This window comes from Serratia bockelmannii (assembly GCF_008011855.1).
Classification (GTDB): Bacteria; Pseudomonadota; Gammaproteobacteria; order Enterobacterales; family Enterobacteriaceae; genus Serratia; species Serratia bockelmannii.
In genome coordinates this window covers 30,762-49,165 of the sequence record NZ_VOUX01000032.1, presented here as the reverse complement: position 1 = coordinate 49,165, position 18,404 = coordinate 30,762, and the positions used below count along the sequence as shown (strand labels likewise).

Annotated in this window: 14 protein-coding genes; 5 read left to right on the top strand and 9 right to left on the bottom strand. The window is 61.5% G+C overall.

The genetic code is table 11. From position 1 onward, the window contains the following. Positions 1–7 precede the first annotated feature (7 nt). Together FOT55_RS15845 and FOT55_RS15840 are read right to left on the bottom strand one after the other, a co-directional pair. Complete coding sequence (locus tag FOT55_RS15845; RefSeq protein ID WP_033651785.1) at positions 8–469, bottom strand: HIT family protein; 462 nt, start codon at positions 467–469, stop codon at positions 8–10. A gap of 16 nt (positions 470–485) precedes the next feature. Then, a complete protein-coding gene (locus FOT55_RS15840) occupies positions 486–890 on the bottom strand; it encodes an ASCH domain-containing protein (RefSeq protein WP_060660146.1) in 405 nt (134 codons plus the stop codon). Between the two features lie 135 nt (positions 891–1,025). On the opposite strand from FOT55_RS15840, the gene FOT55_RS15835 reads away from it, so the two are divergent. After that, entirely contained in the window at positions 1,026–1,868 is an 843-nt protein-coding gene (locus tag FOT55_RS15835) for a 23S rRNA (adenine(2030)-N(6))-methyltransferase RlmJ (RefSeq protein ID WP_004931012.1), read from the top strand. A 130-nt stretch (positions 1,869–1,998) separates the two neighbouring features. Next, positions 1,999–3,351, top strand: a complete 1,353-nt coding sequence (gene gorA, locus FOT55_RS15830) for a glutathione-disulfide reductase (protein WP_147823701.1) — start codon at positions 1,999–2,001, stop codon at positions 3,349–3,351. A 77-nt stretch (positions 3,352–3,428) separates the two neighbouring features. Here the strand turns inward: gorA and FOT55_RS15825 are convergent, their stop codons facing one another. From FOT55_RS15825 to FOT55_RS15815, 3 genes are all read right to left on the bottom strand, one after another. After that, on the bottom strand, positions 3,429–3,995 hold the full coding sequence (locus FOT55_RS15825) for a DinB family protein (protein ID WP_060435208.1): 567 nt from the start codon (positions 3,993–3,995) through the stop codon (positions 3,429–3,431). 69 nt (positions 3,996–4,064) lie between these two features. Then, entirely contained in the window at positions 4,065–4,916 is an 852-nt protein-coding gene (locus FOT55_RS15820; protein WP_147823700.1) for a PhzF family phenazine biosynthesis protein, read from the bottom strand. 33 nt (positions 4,917–4,949) lie between these two features. Next, positions 4,950–5,579 (bottom strand): LysE family translocator, encoded by a 630-nt coding sequence (locus FOT55_RS15815; RefSeq protein WP_043139101.1) that lies wholly within the window; start codon positions 5,577–5,579, stop codon positions 4,950–4,952. A 139-nt stretch (positions 5,580–5,718) separates the two neighbouring features. Here FOT55_RS15815 and FOT55_RS15810 point away from each other — a divergent pair, with 139 nt between their 5' ends. From FOT55_RS15810 to FOT55_RS15800, 3 genes are all read left to right on the top strand, one after another. Next, on the top strand, positions 5,719–7,068 hold the full coding sequence (locus tag FOT55_RS15810; RefSeq protein WP_147823699.1) for an aminotransferase-like domain-containing protein: 1,350 nt from the start codon (positions 5,719–5,721) through the stop codon (positions 7,066–7,068). A gap of 161 nt (positions 7,069–7,229) precedes the next feature. Beyond that, complete coding sequence (locus FOT55_RS15805; RefSeq protein ID WP_147823698.1) at positions 7,230–7,724, top strand: putative pterin-binding protein; 495 nt, start codon at positions 7,230–7,232, stop codon at positions 7,722–7,724. Further along, positions 7,721–9,505, top strand: a complete 1,785-nt coding sequence (locus FOT55_RS15800) for an ATP-binding response regulator (RefSeq protein WP_025304623.1) — start codon at positions 7,721–7,723, stop codon at positions 9,503–9,505. Before FOT55_RS15805 ends, FOT55_RS15800 begins: the two co-directional genes overlap by 4 nt. On the opposite strand, the gene FOT55_RS15795 is transcribed toward FOT55_RS15800, so the two are convergent. The 4 genes from FOT55_RS15795 to FOT55_RS15780 form a co-directional block, all read right to left on the bottom strand. Further along, complete coding sequence (locus tag FOT55_RS15795) at positions 9,495–10,346, bottom strand: helix-turn-helix domain-containing protein (protein ID WP_025304624.1); 852 nt, start codon at positions 10,344–10,346, stop codon at positions 9,495–9,497. The genes FOT55_RS15800 and FOT55_RS15795 overlap by 11 nt on opposite strands. A gap of 455 nt (positions 10,347–10,801) precedes the next feature. Then, a complete protein-coding gene (locus FOT55_RS15790) occupies positions 10,802–13,906 on the bottom strand; it encodes an autotransporter outer membrane beta-barrel domain-containing protein (protein ID WP_406883724.1) in 3,105 nt (1,034 codons plus the stop codon). Positions 13,907–14,024: 118 nt separating this feature from the next. Further along, entirely contained in the window at positions 14,025–17,048 is a 3,024-nt protein-coding gene (locus tag FOT55_RS15785; protein WP_147823697.1) for an autotransporter serine protease, read from the bottom strand. Between the two features lie 478 nt (positions 17,049–17,526). After that, on the bottom strand, positions 17,527–18,165 hold the full coding sequence (locus tag FOT55_RS15780; protein ID WP_147823696.1) for a TetR/AcrR family transcriptional regulator: 639 nt from the start codon (positions 18,163–18,165) through the stop codon (positions 17,527–17,529). Between the last annotated feature and the right edge of the window lie 239 nt (positions 18,166–18,404).

Sequence of the window (18,404 nt, the reverse complement as noted above, 5' to 3'; positions counted from 1 at the left end):
TCGTGCCTTAAACGGCGCATTGGCGAATGCGGGCGGCCAGCGCCGCCAGCTGTTCGTCGTCGGCGCGTGCCGCATCGTGGGAGGAGATATAGCCTTCGTAACGCGTGAAAAACTTCGGCGAGGTCGATTCGATCGGCCGCCACTGTTCCAGCGACGCGGTGCCGTGCAGCGGGATCAGTTTGGCGTGCACATGGTCGACGCCGTAGCCCTCAAACACCATGCCGCAGCGGCCGACGTCGTCGAACGCGCGATCCAGCTGCTTTGCCACACGCTTGGTCGCCAGCATCAACGCGCTCAGCACCTCGTCCGGCAGGTCAAAGGCGTAGCTCGGGTGGTGCGCCTTGGGGATCACCACGCTGAAGCCGTCGGTGTTGGGAAAGATGGACAGGAACGCCAGATGGTCGTCGTCTTCCCAGATTTTATGGCACGGCGCCTTGCCCGCCACGATGTCGCAAAAAATGCAGCTCATCCTTTCTCCTTGTGATTCACAGCGTTTCAACCCGTTCGAATTCTTCGAACACCAGCCACATGTCCGGCGCAAAGCTCCCCTCGCGGGTAAAGAATGCCTGATGCCCCTGGCGCCAAAACGCCAGGCTTTTGTCGCCTTCGCCCTCTTTGGCCGCCATCTCGGCGGTCACCTGGTCGTAGCGTACCAGGCGCAGCGCCAGGGTTCTGATCACGCAGGCCGGTTCGCCGCGGCCATCGAGAACGATGCTGTAATCGCCGATCCGCGGGGTTTGTTCCCGACGATAGCTCGCATAGGAACTGCAGGTGGCGGTTTTATCCCCGCTCAGCACCAATCCCAGCAGTTCGTCGGCTAATGCAGGGCCGTCGCCGAACGCCCAGCGCGCCGCGTCGGGGTAATTCGCCAAAATCGCCTGTTTGCTCATCGTCCTGTCCCTTTCTGTTAACGTCTGCGGCAACGGAGTCCGGTTTTTCCCGGCCAGACAGTTTATACTGTGCAGATTATAAGCCTTATTGCATTGAATGCTCCGTCTGCGGAGCACAAGGAACCGCCACCCGTCATGTTAAGTTATCGCCACAGTTTCCACGCCGGCAACCACGCCGACGTGCTCAAACACACCGTTCAGAGCCTGATCATCGAGTCGCTGAAGGAAAAAGAGAAGCCGTTCCTGTATCTGGATACCCACTCGGGCGCGGGCCGTTATCAGCTCAGCGGCGAACACGCCGAGCGCACCGGCGAATACCTGGAAGGCATCGGCTTGCTGTGGCAACGCGACGATCTGCCGGAAGAGCTGGCGGCCTACATGAGCGTGGTGCACAACTTTAACCGTTCCGGCACGCTACGCTACTATCCCGGCTCGCCGCTGATCGCCCGCCAGCTGCTGCGCCCACAGGACAAAATTCACCTGACCGAGCTGCACCCGAGCGACTACCCGCTGCTGCGCAGCGAGTTCCAGAAAGACGAGCGCGCCAAAGTGCAGCGCGCCGACGGCTATCAGCAGCTGAAATCCCAGCTGCCGCCCCTGTCGCGCCGCGGCCTGATCCTGATGGACCCGCCGTATGAAATGAAGACCGATTACCAGGACGTGGTCAAAGGCATTCAGGAAGGCTACAAGCGTTTCGCCACCGGCACCTATGCGCTGTGGTACCCGGTGGTGATGCGCCAGCAGATCAAACGCATGCTGCGCGATCTGGAAGCCACCGGCATTCGCCGCATCCTGCAGATCGAGTTGGCGGTGAAACCCGACAGCGATCAGCGCGGCATGACCGCCTCCGGCATGATCGTCATCAACCCGCCGTGGAAGCTGGAACAGCAGATGAAAAACGTGCTGCCGTGGCTGCACAAGGTGCTGGTGCCGTCGGGCATCGGTCACCATCTGGTGAACTGGGTGGTACCAGAATAATCCCCATCAGGGCGCGGTTTGCCGCGCCCTGCGTCCACCTATCGCAGCCATCGACGCAATCTTTGCGACAAACCCCGGTCAGGCGTTAAACTCTTACCCTCTTCAAATTCACAACTCATGGAAATCCCAGATGACGAAACATTACGATTATCTAGCAATTGGCGGCGGCAGCGGCGGTATCGCATCGATCAACCGGGCAGCCATGTATGGCCAAAAGTGTGCGCTGATTGAAGCCAAAGAGCTGGGCGGCACCTGTGTAAACGTGGGTTGTGTACCGAAAAAAGTCATGTGGCACGCGGCGCAGATCGCCGAGGCCATCCATCAGTACGGCCCGGACTACGGCTTCGACACCACCGTCAACGCCTTCGACTGGAAGAAGCTGGTCGCCAACCGCACCGCCTATATCGATCGCATCCACAACTCCTACGATAACGTGCTGGGCAAGAACAAGGTCGACGTGATCAAAGGCTTCGCGCGCTTCGTGGATGCGCACACCGTGGAAGTGAACGGCGAGACCATCACCGCCGACCACATCCTGATCGCCACCGGCGGCCGCCCGAGCCATCCGGCTATTCCGGGTGCGGAATACGGCATCGACTCCGACGGCTTCTTTGAGCTGGACGCCATGCCGAAGCGCGTCGCCGTAGTCGGCGCCGGCTATATCGCCGTGGAGATCGCCGGCGTGCTGAACGCGCTGGGCGCGGAAACGCACCTGTTCGTGCGCAAGCACGCGCCGCTGCGCAGCTTCGATCCGATGATCGTCGAAACCCTGGTGGAAGTGATGAACACCGAAGGGCCGAGCCTGCACACCGAATCGGTGCCGAAAGCGATCGTCAAGAACGCCGACGGCAGCCTGACGCTGCAGTTGGAAAACGGCCAAGCATTCACCGTCGACTGCCTGATTTGGGCCATCGGCCGCGAACCGGCGACCAACAACCTGAACCTTGGCGTTACCGGGGTGAAGACCAACGAGCAAGGCTACATTGACGTCGATAAGTTCCAGAACACCAACGTCAAAGGCATCTACGCCGTGGGCGACAACACCGGCGCGGTAGAGCTGACCCCGGTCGCCGTGGCCGCCGGCCGCCGCCTGTCCGAGCGCCTGTTCAACAACAAGCCGGACGAACACCTGGATTACAGCAACATCGCCACCGTGGTATTCAGCCACCCGCCGATCGGCACCGTCGGCCTGACCGAGCCGGAAGCCATCGAGAAATTCGGCGCGGACAACGTGAAGGTGTACAAGTCCTCCTTCACCGCCATGTACAGCGCCGTCACGCAGCACCGTCAGCCGTGCCGCATGAAGCTGGTGTGCGCGGGTAAAGAAGAGAAGATCGTCGGCCTGCACGGCATCGGCTTCGGCATGGATGAAATCCTGCAGGGCTTCGCGGTGGCAGTGAAGATGGGCGCCACCAAGAAGGACTTCGACAACACCGTGGCGATCCACCCGACCGCGGCGGAAGAGTTCGTCACCATGCGCTGAGGCGCAACTTCGCCGGGTTTCGGCGCGTAACAGGCCAGGCGCGAAAGCGTCTGGCTTTTTTATTTCTCTCGCTCGCCTCACCGCGCCCGGCGGTAATGATCGCGAAGAAACACCGGCAAATCGTTCGCCGGCGAGGCGAAGGGTACTTGATAGAGCATATCGCCGACAAAACCGCGATGATAGGTAGCGTGGTTGACGACATGCAGCACGATTTCCTGGCGCGTCATCCGGCCTTCCCCCCCGCCGACGAACTCGAAATGTACCACCTGCGCCAGCGCCTCGGGTGACCAGTTGTCCACCTGTTCGATATACCAGCGGTCCATTTCCTCCACCGCACACCGCAAGTCGTCAAGCGCAGGCGTTTGCTCGGTGTTGCGCGCGAGGTAGCCATGTTTTCGACCTTGCAGATGGTGCCTGAAGATATCGTCCACCACGTACACATGATTTAAGGTATGCACCATATTGCCAAAACGGGTCGGCCGCTGCCGTAAGGCTTCACCGGCCGGCAAGGACATCACGGTGTCAAAGGTCAGCGCATTCGCCCACGCTTTGTAACGTACCAGCATTTTCAACGTTTCGGTGACCGTCGTCGGCTGCGTAATATCAGCTTCGACGGGGGTATCGTTTGGTGGCATCGCAGACATACTGTTCACTCCTTATCATCGGATGAAAATCGATATTCCGTTCAGCCGCACGCAGTGCGGCGACGCTTTCTACGCCGTGCCAATCCCTTGCAGCCGCCCTTCGACCTGAGTGCGCGTATTGCCGCCCACCCAAATCCGGCCGCTCTCGTCGCGGGTGATATGCACGCGCCCGTTGCGCCCACGGCAGCGGCCCTGGGCGGCGATATAGCCACCGCTGACCACGCCGCTTGCGAACAACCACTGGGCCAGCGAGGCATTGAGGCTGCCGGTGACCGGATCTTCGACGATAGCGCCAAGATGATCGCTCAAAAAGGCGCGAACTTCGAAGGCTGCGTCACCATCGGCATGTGGGCCGACGACGCCAATGTCCACTCTGCGCGGCCAGCTTCTCGCCGGCGTCAGGGAAAGTACCCGCTCAGCGCTGGCCAGCCGGATCCCCAGCCACCCCGGACCGTTATCGATCCAGGCGGCATCGAGCGCCTCCTCAGGCGCGATACCTAAAAACTGCAGCGCGTCGGCCAACGTCTCTTCTGAGGGCGCCCCGGAGCGAATCAACGGCGGCGCGGCAAAACACAGCCGTCCTGCCTCGCGGCGAACGCTCACCAAGCCCGCCCCACACTCCTGGATGATCTCCGCCCTATTGCGCGGCATCCCCTCCGCAGTGAGCCAGGCATGACAACTGCCCAGCGTCGGGTGTCCGGCAAACGGCATTTCACGATCCAGGGTGAATATCCGCACCCGGTAATCCGCCTGGGGGTGCGTCGGCGGCAGCAAAAAGGCCGTCTCCGACAGGTTGAACCAACGCGTCAAACACTGCATGTCTTCCGTCGACAACGCTCCGGCGCCCGTGATCACCGCCAACGGATTGCCGGCAAGCGGCCCGGCGCCAAAGACATCCACCATCTGCATGCCAAAAACCATCGCTTCTCTCCTCAGGTTAACGCCGGGCGTTCATTACCCCCGCGATATCAACAGCTCCAGGCCCGCCAAAGCGAACAGCAGCGCAAGCGTTCCTTCAATCCAGCGCCTCACCCGGGTGTAAAACGCGATCATCGGCGCCGTTGAGAACAGCAGGGCATACCCCCCGAAAATCGTCACGCCGAGCAGCGCGCAACCGCCAATAATTGCCGGTAAAACCTGCTCAGGCGCGCCTTGCCGCAATCCCAGCGACATGATCGCCATCCAGGACATGATGGCCTTGGGATTGCCGAGGTGCATCAGCACGCCCTGCCGATAAAGCGCCCGATAAGGCCGCGCATCGCGCCCTGCGGCCATGCCCGGCGCCGCGGCGGACGTCCGTAACGCGGACTTTCCAGCGCGCAGCGCCAGATACAGCATATACACGCCGCCAACGATTTTGATGGTCCACAGCGCCTGCGCATACGTGGCCAACACGGCGGAAAGGCCGGTCGCGGCCAACATCGCCCAGCACAGCGATCCGGTCATCACGCCGGCGGCCAGCACCAATGCGGGCCTGCGGCCGTCACGCATCGCCACGCCCATGATCGCCATGTTGCTGGGGCCGGGGCTGGCGGTAGCGAGGAGATAGGCGCCGTAAACCAATGCAAGCTGACTGACCATCATGGAAAAACTCCGCTGGCCCGCCTTACGGCCGAGCCGTTGTTGAAAACGCCGGGACTCCTCACCAACATAGTATGTGTTACACTTTTCGCCTATTTAAATAGTGTCACGTGACACTATATTCTTTCTCCGGAGAGCGACCATGCGGCTTCAATCCCCCTGGCAACCCCGCCTGGCCAACGTGGAAGCCACTACCGTCGAACGGCTGGTGCTGGCGTTGGCTGACGACATTATCGAGGGCAAGCTGCAAGGAGGCGATCGTTTGCCGGCACACCGCCCCCTCGCCTGGCAATTGGCGATCGGTCTGGGCACGGTGACCAAAGCCTACGCCATCCTGGAACGACGCGGGCTGGTCCGCAGCGTGAAGGGGCGCGGGATGTTCGTGGCGATCCGCCGCGCCCGTGAAGAACGTGAAATCGATCTCTCGTCCAATGCGCCGCCGGCGATGCTGACTGACCGTTTGCTGGCACGCACGCTGGCCGGCATCGCACGGAAAATGGATGCAGATCATCTGAACCTCTATTCCCCTCCGACCGGGCACTTGGAACATCGGCGTCTGTTGGCCCGCTGGCTGGAAAACGCCGGCGTCACGATCGAACCGTCGCACCTGGCGCTGACCAGCAATGCCCGTCAGGCGATTTCGTTGGCATTTGACCTGGCCTGCGGGCCACGCGGGACGATACTGACCGAGAGGCTGACCTACCCCGGCGCGATCGCGCTGGCCCGACGTAAAGGCCATCGCCTGATCGGCGTGGAGATCGATGCGCAAGGCATGGTGCCGCAGGCGCTGGCGAGCGCGCTCGAGCGCGTCTCCTCCGGCCATCTTGCGGTCTATCTGACACCGACGCTGCATAACCCGACGACCGCCACCATGAGCGCCGAGCGCAGGCGGGCTATCGTCGAGATATGCCGGCAGGCGAATGTCTGGATCATCGAGGATGGCGTGTATGCCCTAGGGCATTCAGCAGTGCCTGCGCTCGCGACGTTGGCACCCGAGCGGGTGTTCCATGTCAATGGCCTGTCGAAAACGCTCGGCCCGGGGTTGCGGATCGGTATGCTGACTCTACCGCCCGACATGCAAACCGCGGCGGAAGAAGCCTTGCAAGATATTCCCTTCGCACCTTCGCCACTGTCTTGCGCCGTGGTGGGGGAGTGGTTGTCCAGCGGCGCAATCGAGGCGATACCGCAAGCGTTGCGCCATGAGGCTCAGCGAAGAGTGCATCTGGCTACCTCGATATTCGATGCCGACGAATGCGTATCGCATCCCGACGCTTACCATGTCTGGCTGCCGATGCCGCGCGAAACCGCCGAGCCTGTGGCCGCCGCCGCCGCGTTGGCGGGCGTTAAAGTCACGCCGCCGGCCGCGGTCATGGTCAATGACGGCGAAAGTGAATCGGGCATTCGCCTATGCCTGGGTTCCCCCTCACTGGACGAGCTAACGGCAGGCCTGACGCAGCTGGCCCAGCTGTTGAAAGCACATCGGAACGGCTGACAAACGGAAGGGAAAGGTTACGCGCACGGGCCGACCGACCCAGACCTGTTCTTTTTGTGCGGTTTACTATTCCCTTCGCACCCGCCTGCTTTTTCTGCCATTATTCTGCCTGATAAATTAGCGGGACTGATACAACCTCCCCGCGCCTCTGGAGAACACCGATGCTGTTCAAACTATGCAAAACCCTTGCGATAGCCTGCGTGGCCCTGATTATCGCCCAGAGCAGCGCCCTCAGCTTTACCCTGGAAGTGGCGGGCAAGATCGACAACGTGACCGACCCGGTCAACAAAAGCTATCTGTTCACCGATAAACAACTGTTGGCGATGCCGGTGCGCAGCATCACCACCTCCACGTCCTGGACGCCGCAGAGAAAATTCGAAGGGATTTCGGTGGCCGATATCCTGGAGCGCGTCGGCGCCAAGGGCGAGACGCTGACTTTCTACGCGCTGAACGATTATTACATCGACGTGCCGCTGTCCGACGTCACGAAATACAACATGATCCTAGCCTACAGGATGGACGGGGAAATGCTGAAGCTCAGAAACTTCGGCCCGCTGTTCCTGGTGTACCCGCGTGACGCCGCCGGGCCTGAACTGAACTCGCCGTTGTACAATTCACGCTTTATCTGGCAAGTCGACAGGATCGTGATCAAATGAAGCTGACGACCTTTAAGAACGGCAGCAGGCTGGCGATCCCGGCCATCTTTGCCGCGCTGTTTTTAGTGGCTTCGACCGTCACGCTCTATTACTACAGCGCCACCCTGTCGAAGAAAGGGCTGTATGCCATCGCCGGCACGCAGGAGAACTACTCCTGGTCGATCGCCAAGTTCTCCATCAAGCTGGCGGAGTTCGACACGCTGGTCGAACAGCAAAGTCACGCGCCGCAGGTGGACAACGACAACCTGCGGCTGCGGTTCGAAATCCTCTATTCGCGTTTTTACGTGCTGGAAACCGTCTCCGAATCGACCCAGCCGCTGTACGCCGAGCCGGGCTACCCGGAAGTGGTCAAACAGATGCGCCTGCAGATGGATCGCATCGATAAGCTGCTGGACAGCCCGAAAATCGACTTCGACCAGGTTTTCGCGGCCATGAAGGCCATCAAGCCTTACTCCATCGAAATGGCCAACCTGACCGACCATGCCGAGGTGAAGCAGCGCACCGCCGCCTATGAGGACTACATCGAGAAGCGGCACATTATTTTCTATGGGCTGGTGATCGTCATGTTCTCGGTGATCGCGCTGATCGCCATCACCCTGATCGTGTTCCGCCAGCAGCGGCTGACCATTCGCCAACAGGCCAAGGCGATTGAGGCGGAGAAAGCGACGCGCACCAAAAACGCCTTCCTCGGCGCTATTGGCCACGAGCTGCGCACCTCATTGCAGAGCGTGATGTCGGCCATCGACGTGCTGGTGAATACCCGGGTGTCGGCAGAGCATGCGGACACCTTCCAGCGGCTGGAGACCGCCGCGCAGCAAATCGAAAGCCAGATGAAAGATCTGACCGACTACGCGCACCTCGACAGCGGCATGATGGAATTGCGCATCGTACCGTTCGACGCGCAGAAGCTGATCGCGGAGACCGCCAACGAAATCGCCACCCTGACCCGCAAAGAACAGGTCAAACTCAGCTGTGAAGTGGAATGCAGCCACCTGCTGGTGCACTCCGATCCGCTGCGCATCCGGCAGATTATCGTCAACCTGCTGACCAACGCCTACAAGTACACCGAAAGCGGCAGCATTACGCTGCACAGCTGCCTGCGCCGCCAACCGGGCGGCAGTTCGTTGATTATCGAAGTGACTGACACCGGCATCGGTATCGAAAAAGACCAGCTCGATCAGATCTTCAAGCCCTTTACCCAGTTGGATCAGTCGCATACCAAGCAGTATGCCGGCGTGGGGATGGGGTTGGCGATCGTGCACGGCCTGGTGACGTTGCTCAACGGCACCATCACGGTGTACAGCGAAATCAAGAAGGGCAGCACCTTTATCGTCAGCATTCCGGTGCAGATCAGTGAAGACGAACGTGCCGACGAGCCCGCCGCTGCCAATGCCTCTCTGCAGCATAAGCCGCAGCAGGTTCTGGTGGTGGATGACAACAAGTCGGTGGGTGACGCCTTTGCGGCGCTGCTGGACAAGCTGGGTTACCAGCACGAACTGTGCGACTCGCCGGAACGCGCGCTGCAGAAGCTGCTCAGACGTCCTTACGATGCGCTGTTGCTGGATTTGCAGATGCCGGGCATCGACGGCGCTGCTCTGGCCAGGCAGTTGCGCAACCGTCGCGGCCCCAACCGCCATGTGCCGATCATCGGCATCAGCGCCTACACGCCGGAGCAGTTAACGGCGGATCAGCGCGCCCTGTTCGATAACTACCTGATGAAGCCGGTTCGACTGGATGCGCTGTCGAGCGCGCTGGCCGAGGTGTTCCCCGCTAAAGATTAAAACAGCGTTGCAGTGCGGCTTCGATCACATGGAGCCGCACCGGTTTTTCATAAGGGCCGAGCACGTCGTACTCGCGCATCGCCTGAGCGATTTCCGATTCGCGTCGGTCGGTGCCCAGTTCACCGGTCAGCACCAGTACCGGCGCGTCCGGATTGTCGGAGGCGCGGATGGTAGCGATACAGCGATCCGCCGTTTCCTCACCGATCAACCAGTCCACCACGTAACCGTCGAACAGGCTTTGCTGCAACGCCTGACAGAAACTGTCGACGTCGTAAAACGCCACCGCGTTGAACCCGCAGCCACCCAGATACTTGGCCAGTTCATCGGCCGCCTGATGCGAATCGTCCAATACCGCGATGCTCAGCCGCTCGTCGTCGCCGAAGCCGGGCCGGATTTCGATCAGATCGACGCCGTAACGCGGGCCTGCCGGCGCCTCATCGGTGCGATAGATATGCCACTGCCCTTCCACGCGCAGCGCCACAAATTCCGCCGGCCGCCCGGCAGGAAGCTCGTCGCCGATGTGCCCGACGCAAGGTATCGCCACCCCCGCCACGACAAAGATGGCATCGCGCGCCATGTTTGGCTCGGGAGTCTCGTGTTCGGCGCTCAAATCGGCGATCGCCGCCGGCGTTTCTCCGAGCGCGGCCGCGACGCTGTTGATCTGTTCCAGCGTCCAGGGGCTTTGCCCTTTCAGTTTGCGGTGCGCATGTGAAAAACTCAGATCCAAGATGCGGCTGAGCTCGCGGGCATGCTGACGTTTTCCAATCCCGTAATGTAAAAACAGCTCCCTGACCCGATTGGCAATCGACTGTGAATCGAATTTTTGGTGATTGTTATCCATTTGTTCCTTCGATTTTTTTTACTGATTTATCAGTCGTTTTGATTATTTCTGCTGAAAAAGCCACATCTAAAACTAGCATCTCATGCAATTATGCGTTAAAAACGTTGCTTGACATACCATGTTGCATCGTCAAACATGGTATCAAAAGAGACATACAGCAATACACTATAAAAAATAACACCAGCACGTTTTTTAATAATAACCATAGTAACACCAGGGAAAATTTGTTCCGTTGCCGCTACTGAGACGATGTCCACATCGCTCGGACTGCGCAAATCAAACGGGGCTTGAGCCTTTAGCGCTAATCTGTTTTACCCACTTTTAAGCCGGGATCCGTCAGGGTCCCGGTTTTTTATTGCCCTGGCGCCGCGCCATCATACGGACTCACCCCACAGCCGCAAATAAAAACGGAGCCGGCATGCCGGCTCCGTTGTCCTTGAGATCGCTGCTGAACGTCAGAAGCGCCAGGTGAAGCCGGCGTTGACGCTGTTGTCCTGATGGTTTTGCGACAGCAGTCCGCCGTAGCCCAGCGACAGCGTGGCATTCTCGTTCACCGCCACTTCCGCCCCTGCCTTCAACACCATGCCGTCACGCGAGACCGGCACGCTGTCCACCACGAACGGCGCGTTGCCGCCGTTGAACCGCAGTCCGGTGCCACGGTCCAGCCCGCCGTACTGGTGTTGCCACCCCAGCTCACTGCGCAGCGCCACCGTCGTGCCCGCGCTCACCTGCCATTCGGTGTCCGCACGCAGGCCCAGCGTCGACACCGTCGCATCCGTGTGCTGCTTGTCGCCGCGCAATGCCGCCGCGCCGCCGCTTTCCGCGATGCCGTTGTTCTCGAAGTTCACGTACGCCAGGTTCACGAACGGCTCCAGGTTCAGCCACTCGCCCTGCACGCTGTAGCCCGCTTCCGCGAACAGCTGCTCGGTGCGCGCGCTGTACTTCGCCGTGTCACGGTCCGACTGCATCCCGTAGTTCACCGACCGTTTGGTGTCGATGCGATGCCAGGTGTAGCCCGCCCCGCCACGCAGCGCCAGCGCCCCGAACTGCTTGTCGCCGTACGCCGCCAGGTGGTAGTTGTCGCTGTCCGCCTTCGACCCGTAACCGCCGTGCAGCGAGGTGCGGGTGTAGCCGGTCGCCACCCCCAGTCGCCCGTCGCCCGCAACCGCCGAGTCCAGCCCCACCAGCACCCCGTAGGTCGAGGCCTGATAGCCGGTGGCGTTGGCGTCGCCCGACGCGTGGTCCCATGCCCCCAGCAGCTGCGCCCAGGCGCCGTCCTCGTCCGCCTTGATGGCCGACGAGCTCGCCAGCCCTTCCGCCTGACGCAGACGCCCGTTCAGCGCCTCACGCAGGTAGCGGCTGTCGTTCACCAGCGCCGAGGCGATATCCGCATGGATTTGCCCCGACAGCTGACGGAACGCCTGCCGCGCTTCGCCCGCCGTGCCGCTGTTGAGCAGGCTCTCGTACACCGGGTTGCCCGCCGCCAGCGCATCCGCCGCCGCCGCCACCGCCCGCTCGTTCGAAGTCTGCGCCACGCTGGCGAAGCTCGTGCCGTTGCGCCCGACGCTCAGCGTCACCCCGGTCGGCTGGTAGCTCAGCCCGGTACCGAGGAACAAGTAGTTCGGCGCCACCGCGTCAAACTGCCCGCTCACCCCCTGCTGCGCGCTCAGGATGGTGTACTGCTGGCCCAGCAGGCTGCGCACCTCGCTTTGCGTCAGCAGGTTGGCACTGTTCTCCAGCGTCACCGCCACCTCACCGCCGCCGATCGTCGCCGCTCCGCTGCTCTGGATCCGATCGCTCTGGCCGTTCGGCCCCACTTCCACCGCGTAGCGCGAGCCCGTTTCGAAGCTGACGTTGCCCGCCACGTTCAGGGTGCCGATCGAGTTGCCCGGCGCCACGGTGCCGCCGCGGCGGGCGGTCAGCGAACCGACCGTGCCGCTGCCGCCGACGATGCCGCCGCTCTGCACGCTGACGGCCGAGGTGACCGAGCCGTTGATCGCCAGCCGCCCCTGATTGACCAGCGTCGGGCCGGCATAGGTGTTGGCACCGGTCAGTTCCAGGGTTCCCGTGCCCTCTTTGGTCAGGCCGCCGTGGCCGGAAATGTTGTTGGAGTAGATTTCCCATCCACAGTGGACATCATCACATTTCCTGGCGTGTAGCGTGCCGGCATCCACCTCGGCGCCCCTCCCCGGAATATTGGCGACAAACTGGGTCGGGCCATAGGCCACGCCCGTCGGATCCGGGATGCGGAACTCCGCAGGAATATCTTCGACGGTATAGAACATGCCCGGGCCGTTGATAGCCTTGCCCAGGTTGATCATCCCCCAACCGTAGAGCGCGTCGATGCCCGGCGCACCCATGTCGGTGGCGGTGGTTTTCAGCACGTCGGCAATCTGCGCCGAGCTCATGTACGGGAAGCGCTGCAGCAACACCGCCACCGCGCCGGTCACGTGCGGCGTCGCCATCGAGGTGCCGTTTTTATTGCCGTAGTCCGACACCAGATTGGCCGGATCGGAACCGTTGGCCACGGTGCTGTAGATTTTGCTGCCCGGCGACGAGACGCAGAAGCTGGCAGTATAGCCGCAGCGGGAAGAGAAGCTGCTGATGGTGTAAGGCACGCTGTTGGTCGATGCCGCATCCTGCGCCACGCTGGCGACCGACAGCCAGTTCGGCGCGATGTCCGGCACGAAGTAGGCCAGCCCGCTGATCACATCCGGCTGGTTGTAGTTGCCGTCGTTGCCAGCGGCGAACAGCACCAGAATGTTTTTGCGCGCCGCATCGATCGCGCCCTGATAGCCTGCGCCGGCCAGGCTGCCGAGCAGCGGTTTGACCTGATCGAATTGTTCCTGCGCATCCTTCAGCTCAAAGTGCAGCGCGTTAGGATCACGGCCGCCGTCGGACAGGAAATCGGGAATACTGACGCCCCAGCTGTTGTTGATCACCCGCGCACCGCTGTTGATCATCGCCTGCCAGCCGGCATTGGTGACGGCGCCGTCCAGGCCGAGGAATTCGCCGTAGGCCGGGCCGTCGTTATCGTTATCGACGCTAATCACCTGCGAATCGAAGGCCACGCCGTGCATGCCGATGCCGTCGCGGTTCGCCGCGCTGATCCCCGCGACGTGCACCCCGTGATTGCTCAGCATGCCCTGCGAGCCGCTGTAGAAGTGGAAGGTGCCGTCGAAGTAAAAACGATCGCCGGCGTTAATCCCCGGCCGGTGTGGATCGGTATAGGCGCGGTAGCCCTCGGTGACGACGTTGATCAGTTTGCCGTCACCGGCGAACTCGGGATGACGGTTGACCGGAGTGTCGAAAATGCCCACCTTCTGCCCTTTGCCGGTGTAGCCGGCGGCGTAGGCCTCATCGGCGTGGATCGCCCCCAGCCCCCAGTTGGCGTTGAATTCGGCGCTGCGCCAGCTGGCCGGATCGCCGGGTTGGCCGTTCACCTCGTGCGGCGCCGCCTGTGCATACCCCGCCAGCGCCATGCAGCAGACCAACGCGTTCAGCCGCCACGGCGAGCGGCGAGCGTTTCCTTTGCTATCAAAACCCATTGTTGTTGTCATTTCCTTACCTTTTGCTTGTTATTGGCCGACGCCCCAGGTGCGCCGGGTTCTCATTAGCAGGATGTGAAAAAGGAACCGCCCGCAGACGGTTCCCGTACAAGGATTGAGTCGATGTTGCTTAGAAGCGCCAGGTGAAACCGGCGTTGACGCTGTTGTCCTGATGGTTTTGCGACAGCAGTCCGCCGTAGCCCAGCGACAGCGTGGCGTTTTCGTTCACCGCCACTTCCGCTCCCGCCTTCAGCACCATCCCGTCACGCGAGACCGGCACGCTGTCCACCACGAACGGCGCGTTGCCGCCGTTGAACCGCAGCCCGGTGCCTCGCTCCAGCCCGCCGTACTGGTGTTGCCACCCCAGCTCACTGCGCAGCGCCACCGTCGTGCCCGCGCTCACCTGCCATTCGGTGTCCGCACGCAGGCCCAGCGTCGACACCGTCGCATCCGTGTGCTGCTTGTCGCCGCGCAATGCCGCCGCGCCGCCGCTTTCCGCGATGCCGTTGTTCTCGAAGTTCACGTACGCCAGGTTCACGAACGGCTCCAGGTTCAGCCACTCGCCCTGCACGCTGTAGCCCGCTTCCGCGAACAGCTGCTCGGTGCGCGCGCTGTACTTCGCCGTGTCACGGTCCGACTGCATCCCGTAGTTCACCGACCGCTTGGTGTCGATGCGATGCCAGGTGTAGCCCGCCCCGCCACGCAGCGCCAGCGCCCCGAACTGCTTGTCGCCGTACGCCGCCAGGTGGTAGTTGTCGCTGTCCGCCTTCGACCCGTACCCGCCGTGCAGCGAGGTGCGGGTGTAGCCGGTCGCCACCCCCAGCCGCCCGTCGCCCGCGACCGCCGAGTCCAGCCCGACCAGCACCCCGTAGGTCGAGGCCTGGTAACCCGTGGCGTTGGCGTCGCCCGACGCGTGGTCCCACGCCCCCAGCAGCTGCGCCCAGGCACCGCCCTCGTCCGCCTTGATGGCCGACGAACTCGCCAGCCCTTCCGCCTGACGCAGACGCCCGTTCAGCGCCTCACGCAGGTAGCGGCTGTCGTTCACCAGCGCCGAGGCGATATCCGCATGGATTTGCCCCGACAGCTGACGGAACGCCTGCCGCGCTTCGCCCGCCGTGCCGCTGGTGAGCAGGCTCTCGTACACCGGGTTGCCCGCCGCCAGCGCATCCGCCGCCACCGCCACCGCCCGCTCGTTCGAGGTCTGCGCCACGCTGGCGAAGCTCGTGCCGTTGCGCCCGACGCTCAGCGTCACCCCGGTCGGCTGGTAGCTCAGCCCGGTGCCGAGGAACAGGTAGTTCGGCGCCACCGCGTCAAACTGCCCGCTCACCCCCTGCTGCGCGCTCAAAATGGTGTACTGCTGGCCCAGCAGGCTGCGCACCTCGCTTTGCGTCAGCAGGTTGGGGCTGTTCTCCAGCGTCACCGCCACCTCGCCGCCGCCGATCGTCGCCGATCCGCTGCTCTGGATCCGATCGCTCTGGCCGTTCGGGCCCACTTCCACCGCGTAGCGCGAGCCCGGCTCGAAGCTGACGTTGCCCGCCACGTTCAGGGTGCCGATCGAGTTGCCCGGCGCCACGGTGCCGCCATCACGGGCGGTCAGCGAACCGACCGTGCCACTGCCGCCGACAATACCGCCGCTCTGCACGCTGACGGCCGAGGTGACCGAACCGTTGACAGCCAGCCGCCCCTGATTGACCAGCGTCGGGCCGGCATAGGTGTTGTTACCGGTCAGCACCAGGGTGCCGATGCCCTGCTTGGTCAGGCCGCCGTGGCCGGAGATGTCGTTGCTCCAGAAGTCCAGGCCGCAAAGATCGCTGCTGCAGACGCGCTCGGTCGATTTACCCTGGTCCAGCACCGCGCCGACGCCCGGCAGATCGACCACGAACTGAGTCGGGCCATAAGCCACGCCCGTCGGATCCGGGATGCGGAACTCTTCGGGAATATCCTCAGCGGTCACCAACATGCCCGGGCCGTTGATGGCCTTGCCCAGGTTGATCATCCCCCAGCCGTAGAGCGCGTCGATGCCCGGCGCGCCCATGTCGGTGGCGGTGGTTTTCAGCACTTCCGCCACCTGTGCGCCATTCAAATACGGGAAACGCTCCATCAGCACCGCAACGCTGCCGGCCACGTGCGGCGCCGCCATCGAGGTACCGCTGTATTTGGCGTAGCCAGTCGTCAGATTCTCCACGCTGGTGCCTTCAATCACCGAGCTGTACACCCGGGTACCCGGTGCCGAGACGCACAAACTGGCGGTATAGCCGCAGCGGGAAGAGAAGGTGCTGATGCTGTAATCGCCGGTATTGGTGGGATCCTGCAGGCTGGCGACCGACAGCCAGTTCGGCGCGATATCCGGCACGAAATACGCCAGGCCGGCCATGGCGTCCGGGTTGTTCAGGTTGTAATCGTTACCGGCGGCGAAGATGGTGACCACGCCGCTGCGCGCCGCGTCGATCGCGCCCTGATAGGCGCCGCCGGGCTTGGTGCCCAAGATAACCTTGATCTGATCGAACTGCTTTTGCGCATCGTCGACCGTGAAATGAGGATAAGCGGGATCTTTGCCTCCCTTGGCGAATTTATCGGTAATGCCGATGCCCCAGCTGTTATTGATGATGCGCGCGCCGCTGGCCACCAGCGCCTCCCAGCCGGCCTGGTAAACCGCGCCGTCGTTACCGAGGATGATGCCGTCCTCCGGGCCGGGGTCGCCGTTTTCCGCGCTGATGATCTGCGCGTTGAACGCCACGCCGTGCATGGCGCCGCCGTCGCGGCTGCCGGCGGCGATGCCGCCCACGTGGGTGCCGTGCGAGCCGAGCGTACCGTCAGAGTCCACACTCGGGGTTCCGTCATAGCGGAAGTCATCGCCTTTTTTCACCGGAATATAGGGATCGGTGTATTCGCGGGTGCCATGGGTAACCAGATTGATCACCTTATCAGGACCGGAAAACTCGGGGTGCTTGGCGTAGACCGGCTGATCGAAAATGCCGAGTTTGATGTCTTTGCCGGTATAACCGGCGGCGTAGGCCTGGTCGGCGTGGATCGCCCCCAGCCCCCATTCCGCGTTGAACTCACTGCTGCGCCAGCTGGCCGGATCGCCCGCTTTGCCGTTCTCTATATAGGTGGCCGCCTGCGCCCCGCCGATCGCCGTCAGGCAGATCAGCATCGCGCTCCATTGTGCGCGATGAACTCCGATTTCAGGCCAGCCGAAGGCCGCCCGAGCGGATTTGACTCCTCTAAGTTTCTTCTCCATCCCAGATACCGTCCGTTGTTGTTTGCAAATGTTTTATAAGATTTTTTGTGTAACAGTTTGGTAACACCAAATAAATAAAGCACAACAATCTCAAGTGCGCTTAATGTGTCACTCGGCAGTCCGGTAGAATGAGAGAACGTTTCAGGGGTGAATCAGGCCAACGCCAATAAGAAATAGCAATGACGTTTGCCGGTAGCGAAGCGGCGATAATAAGTGAGAGGAAAAACCTTAATACGCTGATAAATAAAAATATAAACAAAGATCGAATGAAGGAGATGGCCGCCTGAAAAGTGCTTAACAGGCGTCTTTTATCACTTTTAATTATAAATTTTTTCAATATTCACTCAGTGAATTATGCTGGTTTTTCACTCGGTCATCGGCAAAAATTGGATTATCCTGCTGATGTTTTTTTGCGGTTCGTCGCGTCCTCTTCCGCCTGACGCAGGATGGCTTTGGCCATCCATTGCGTGACGTCCTGAATGCCCTCAAGTTCCAGCCCCCAGATATCTTTCAACACCAGGAATACCTCCGAGCCGTAAATCAGCGAGAAAGCATGAATCACTCTCTGTAGAGAATCCGGCGGCAGTTTGCCCTGCAACGGTTCTACCGCCAGCGCCAACAGACGCTTGCGGTTGCCGCGCACGAATTTTTCGCCCGACGTGGCGTGCGCCCACTGCTGCAAAGAGAGCTGCAGTGCCGCACGCAATGCTCCCTCGTGCCGTTCCATCTGAGGATAGGCGAAGGTCAGCAACTGCTGGATACGCTTCAGGGCATCGTCGTCCTGCGGGCGCCATTCCAGAATAGGCCCCAGGCTTTCCGCCACCACGGCGCTAATCAGCGCACTCTGGGTCGGAAAATAACGGTAGGCGGTCGCGCGCGATACCTGGGCATGCGCCGCCAGCTCGGTGATCGAAGGAAACGCCCCTTCGTCATACAGCGCCATCGCGCTGGCCAGCAACAAACGGTAGGTTTTTGCCCGTGTGGAAGTCAGTGAAGGATCGAACGGGGTGGGAAAAGCATTTATCGGCACTTAAACCTCATACATCTGCACACGCTTGCGCAACAGAGGATGCGCCTCTGTCGACTGGCTGCCGGTAAAGCGCCGGCCACGTTGAAAAGCTCAAAAATGAGACAGGAGTCCCATTTTGCACTGAGCTGCCCTTGCAAAAATGATACTGCCGTCTCATTATATAAATACATTAATCAATTTAATTTAAATGCCAACACCAGGGCACCCTAAAAAATATAATAAAATGATTTTTAAATAAA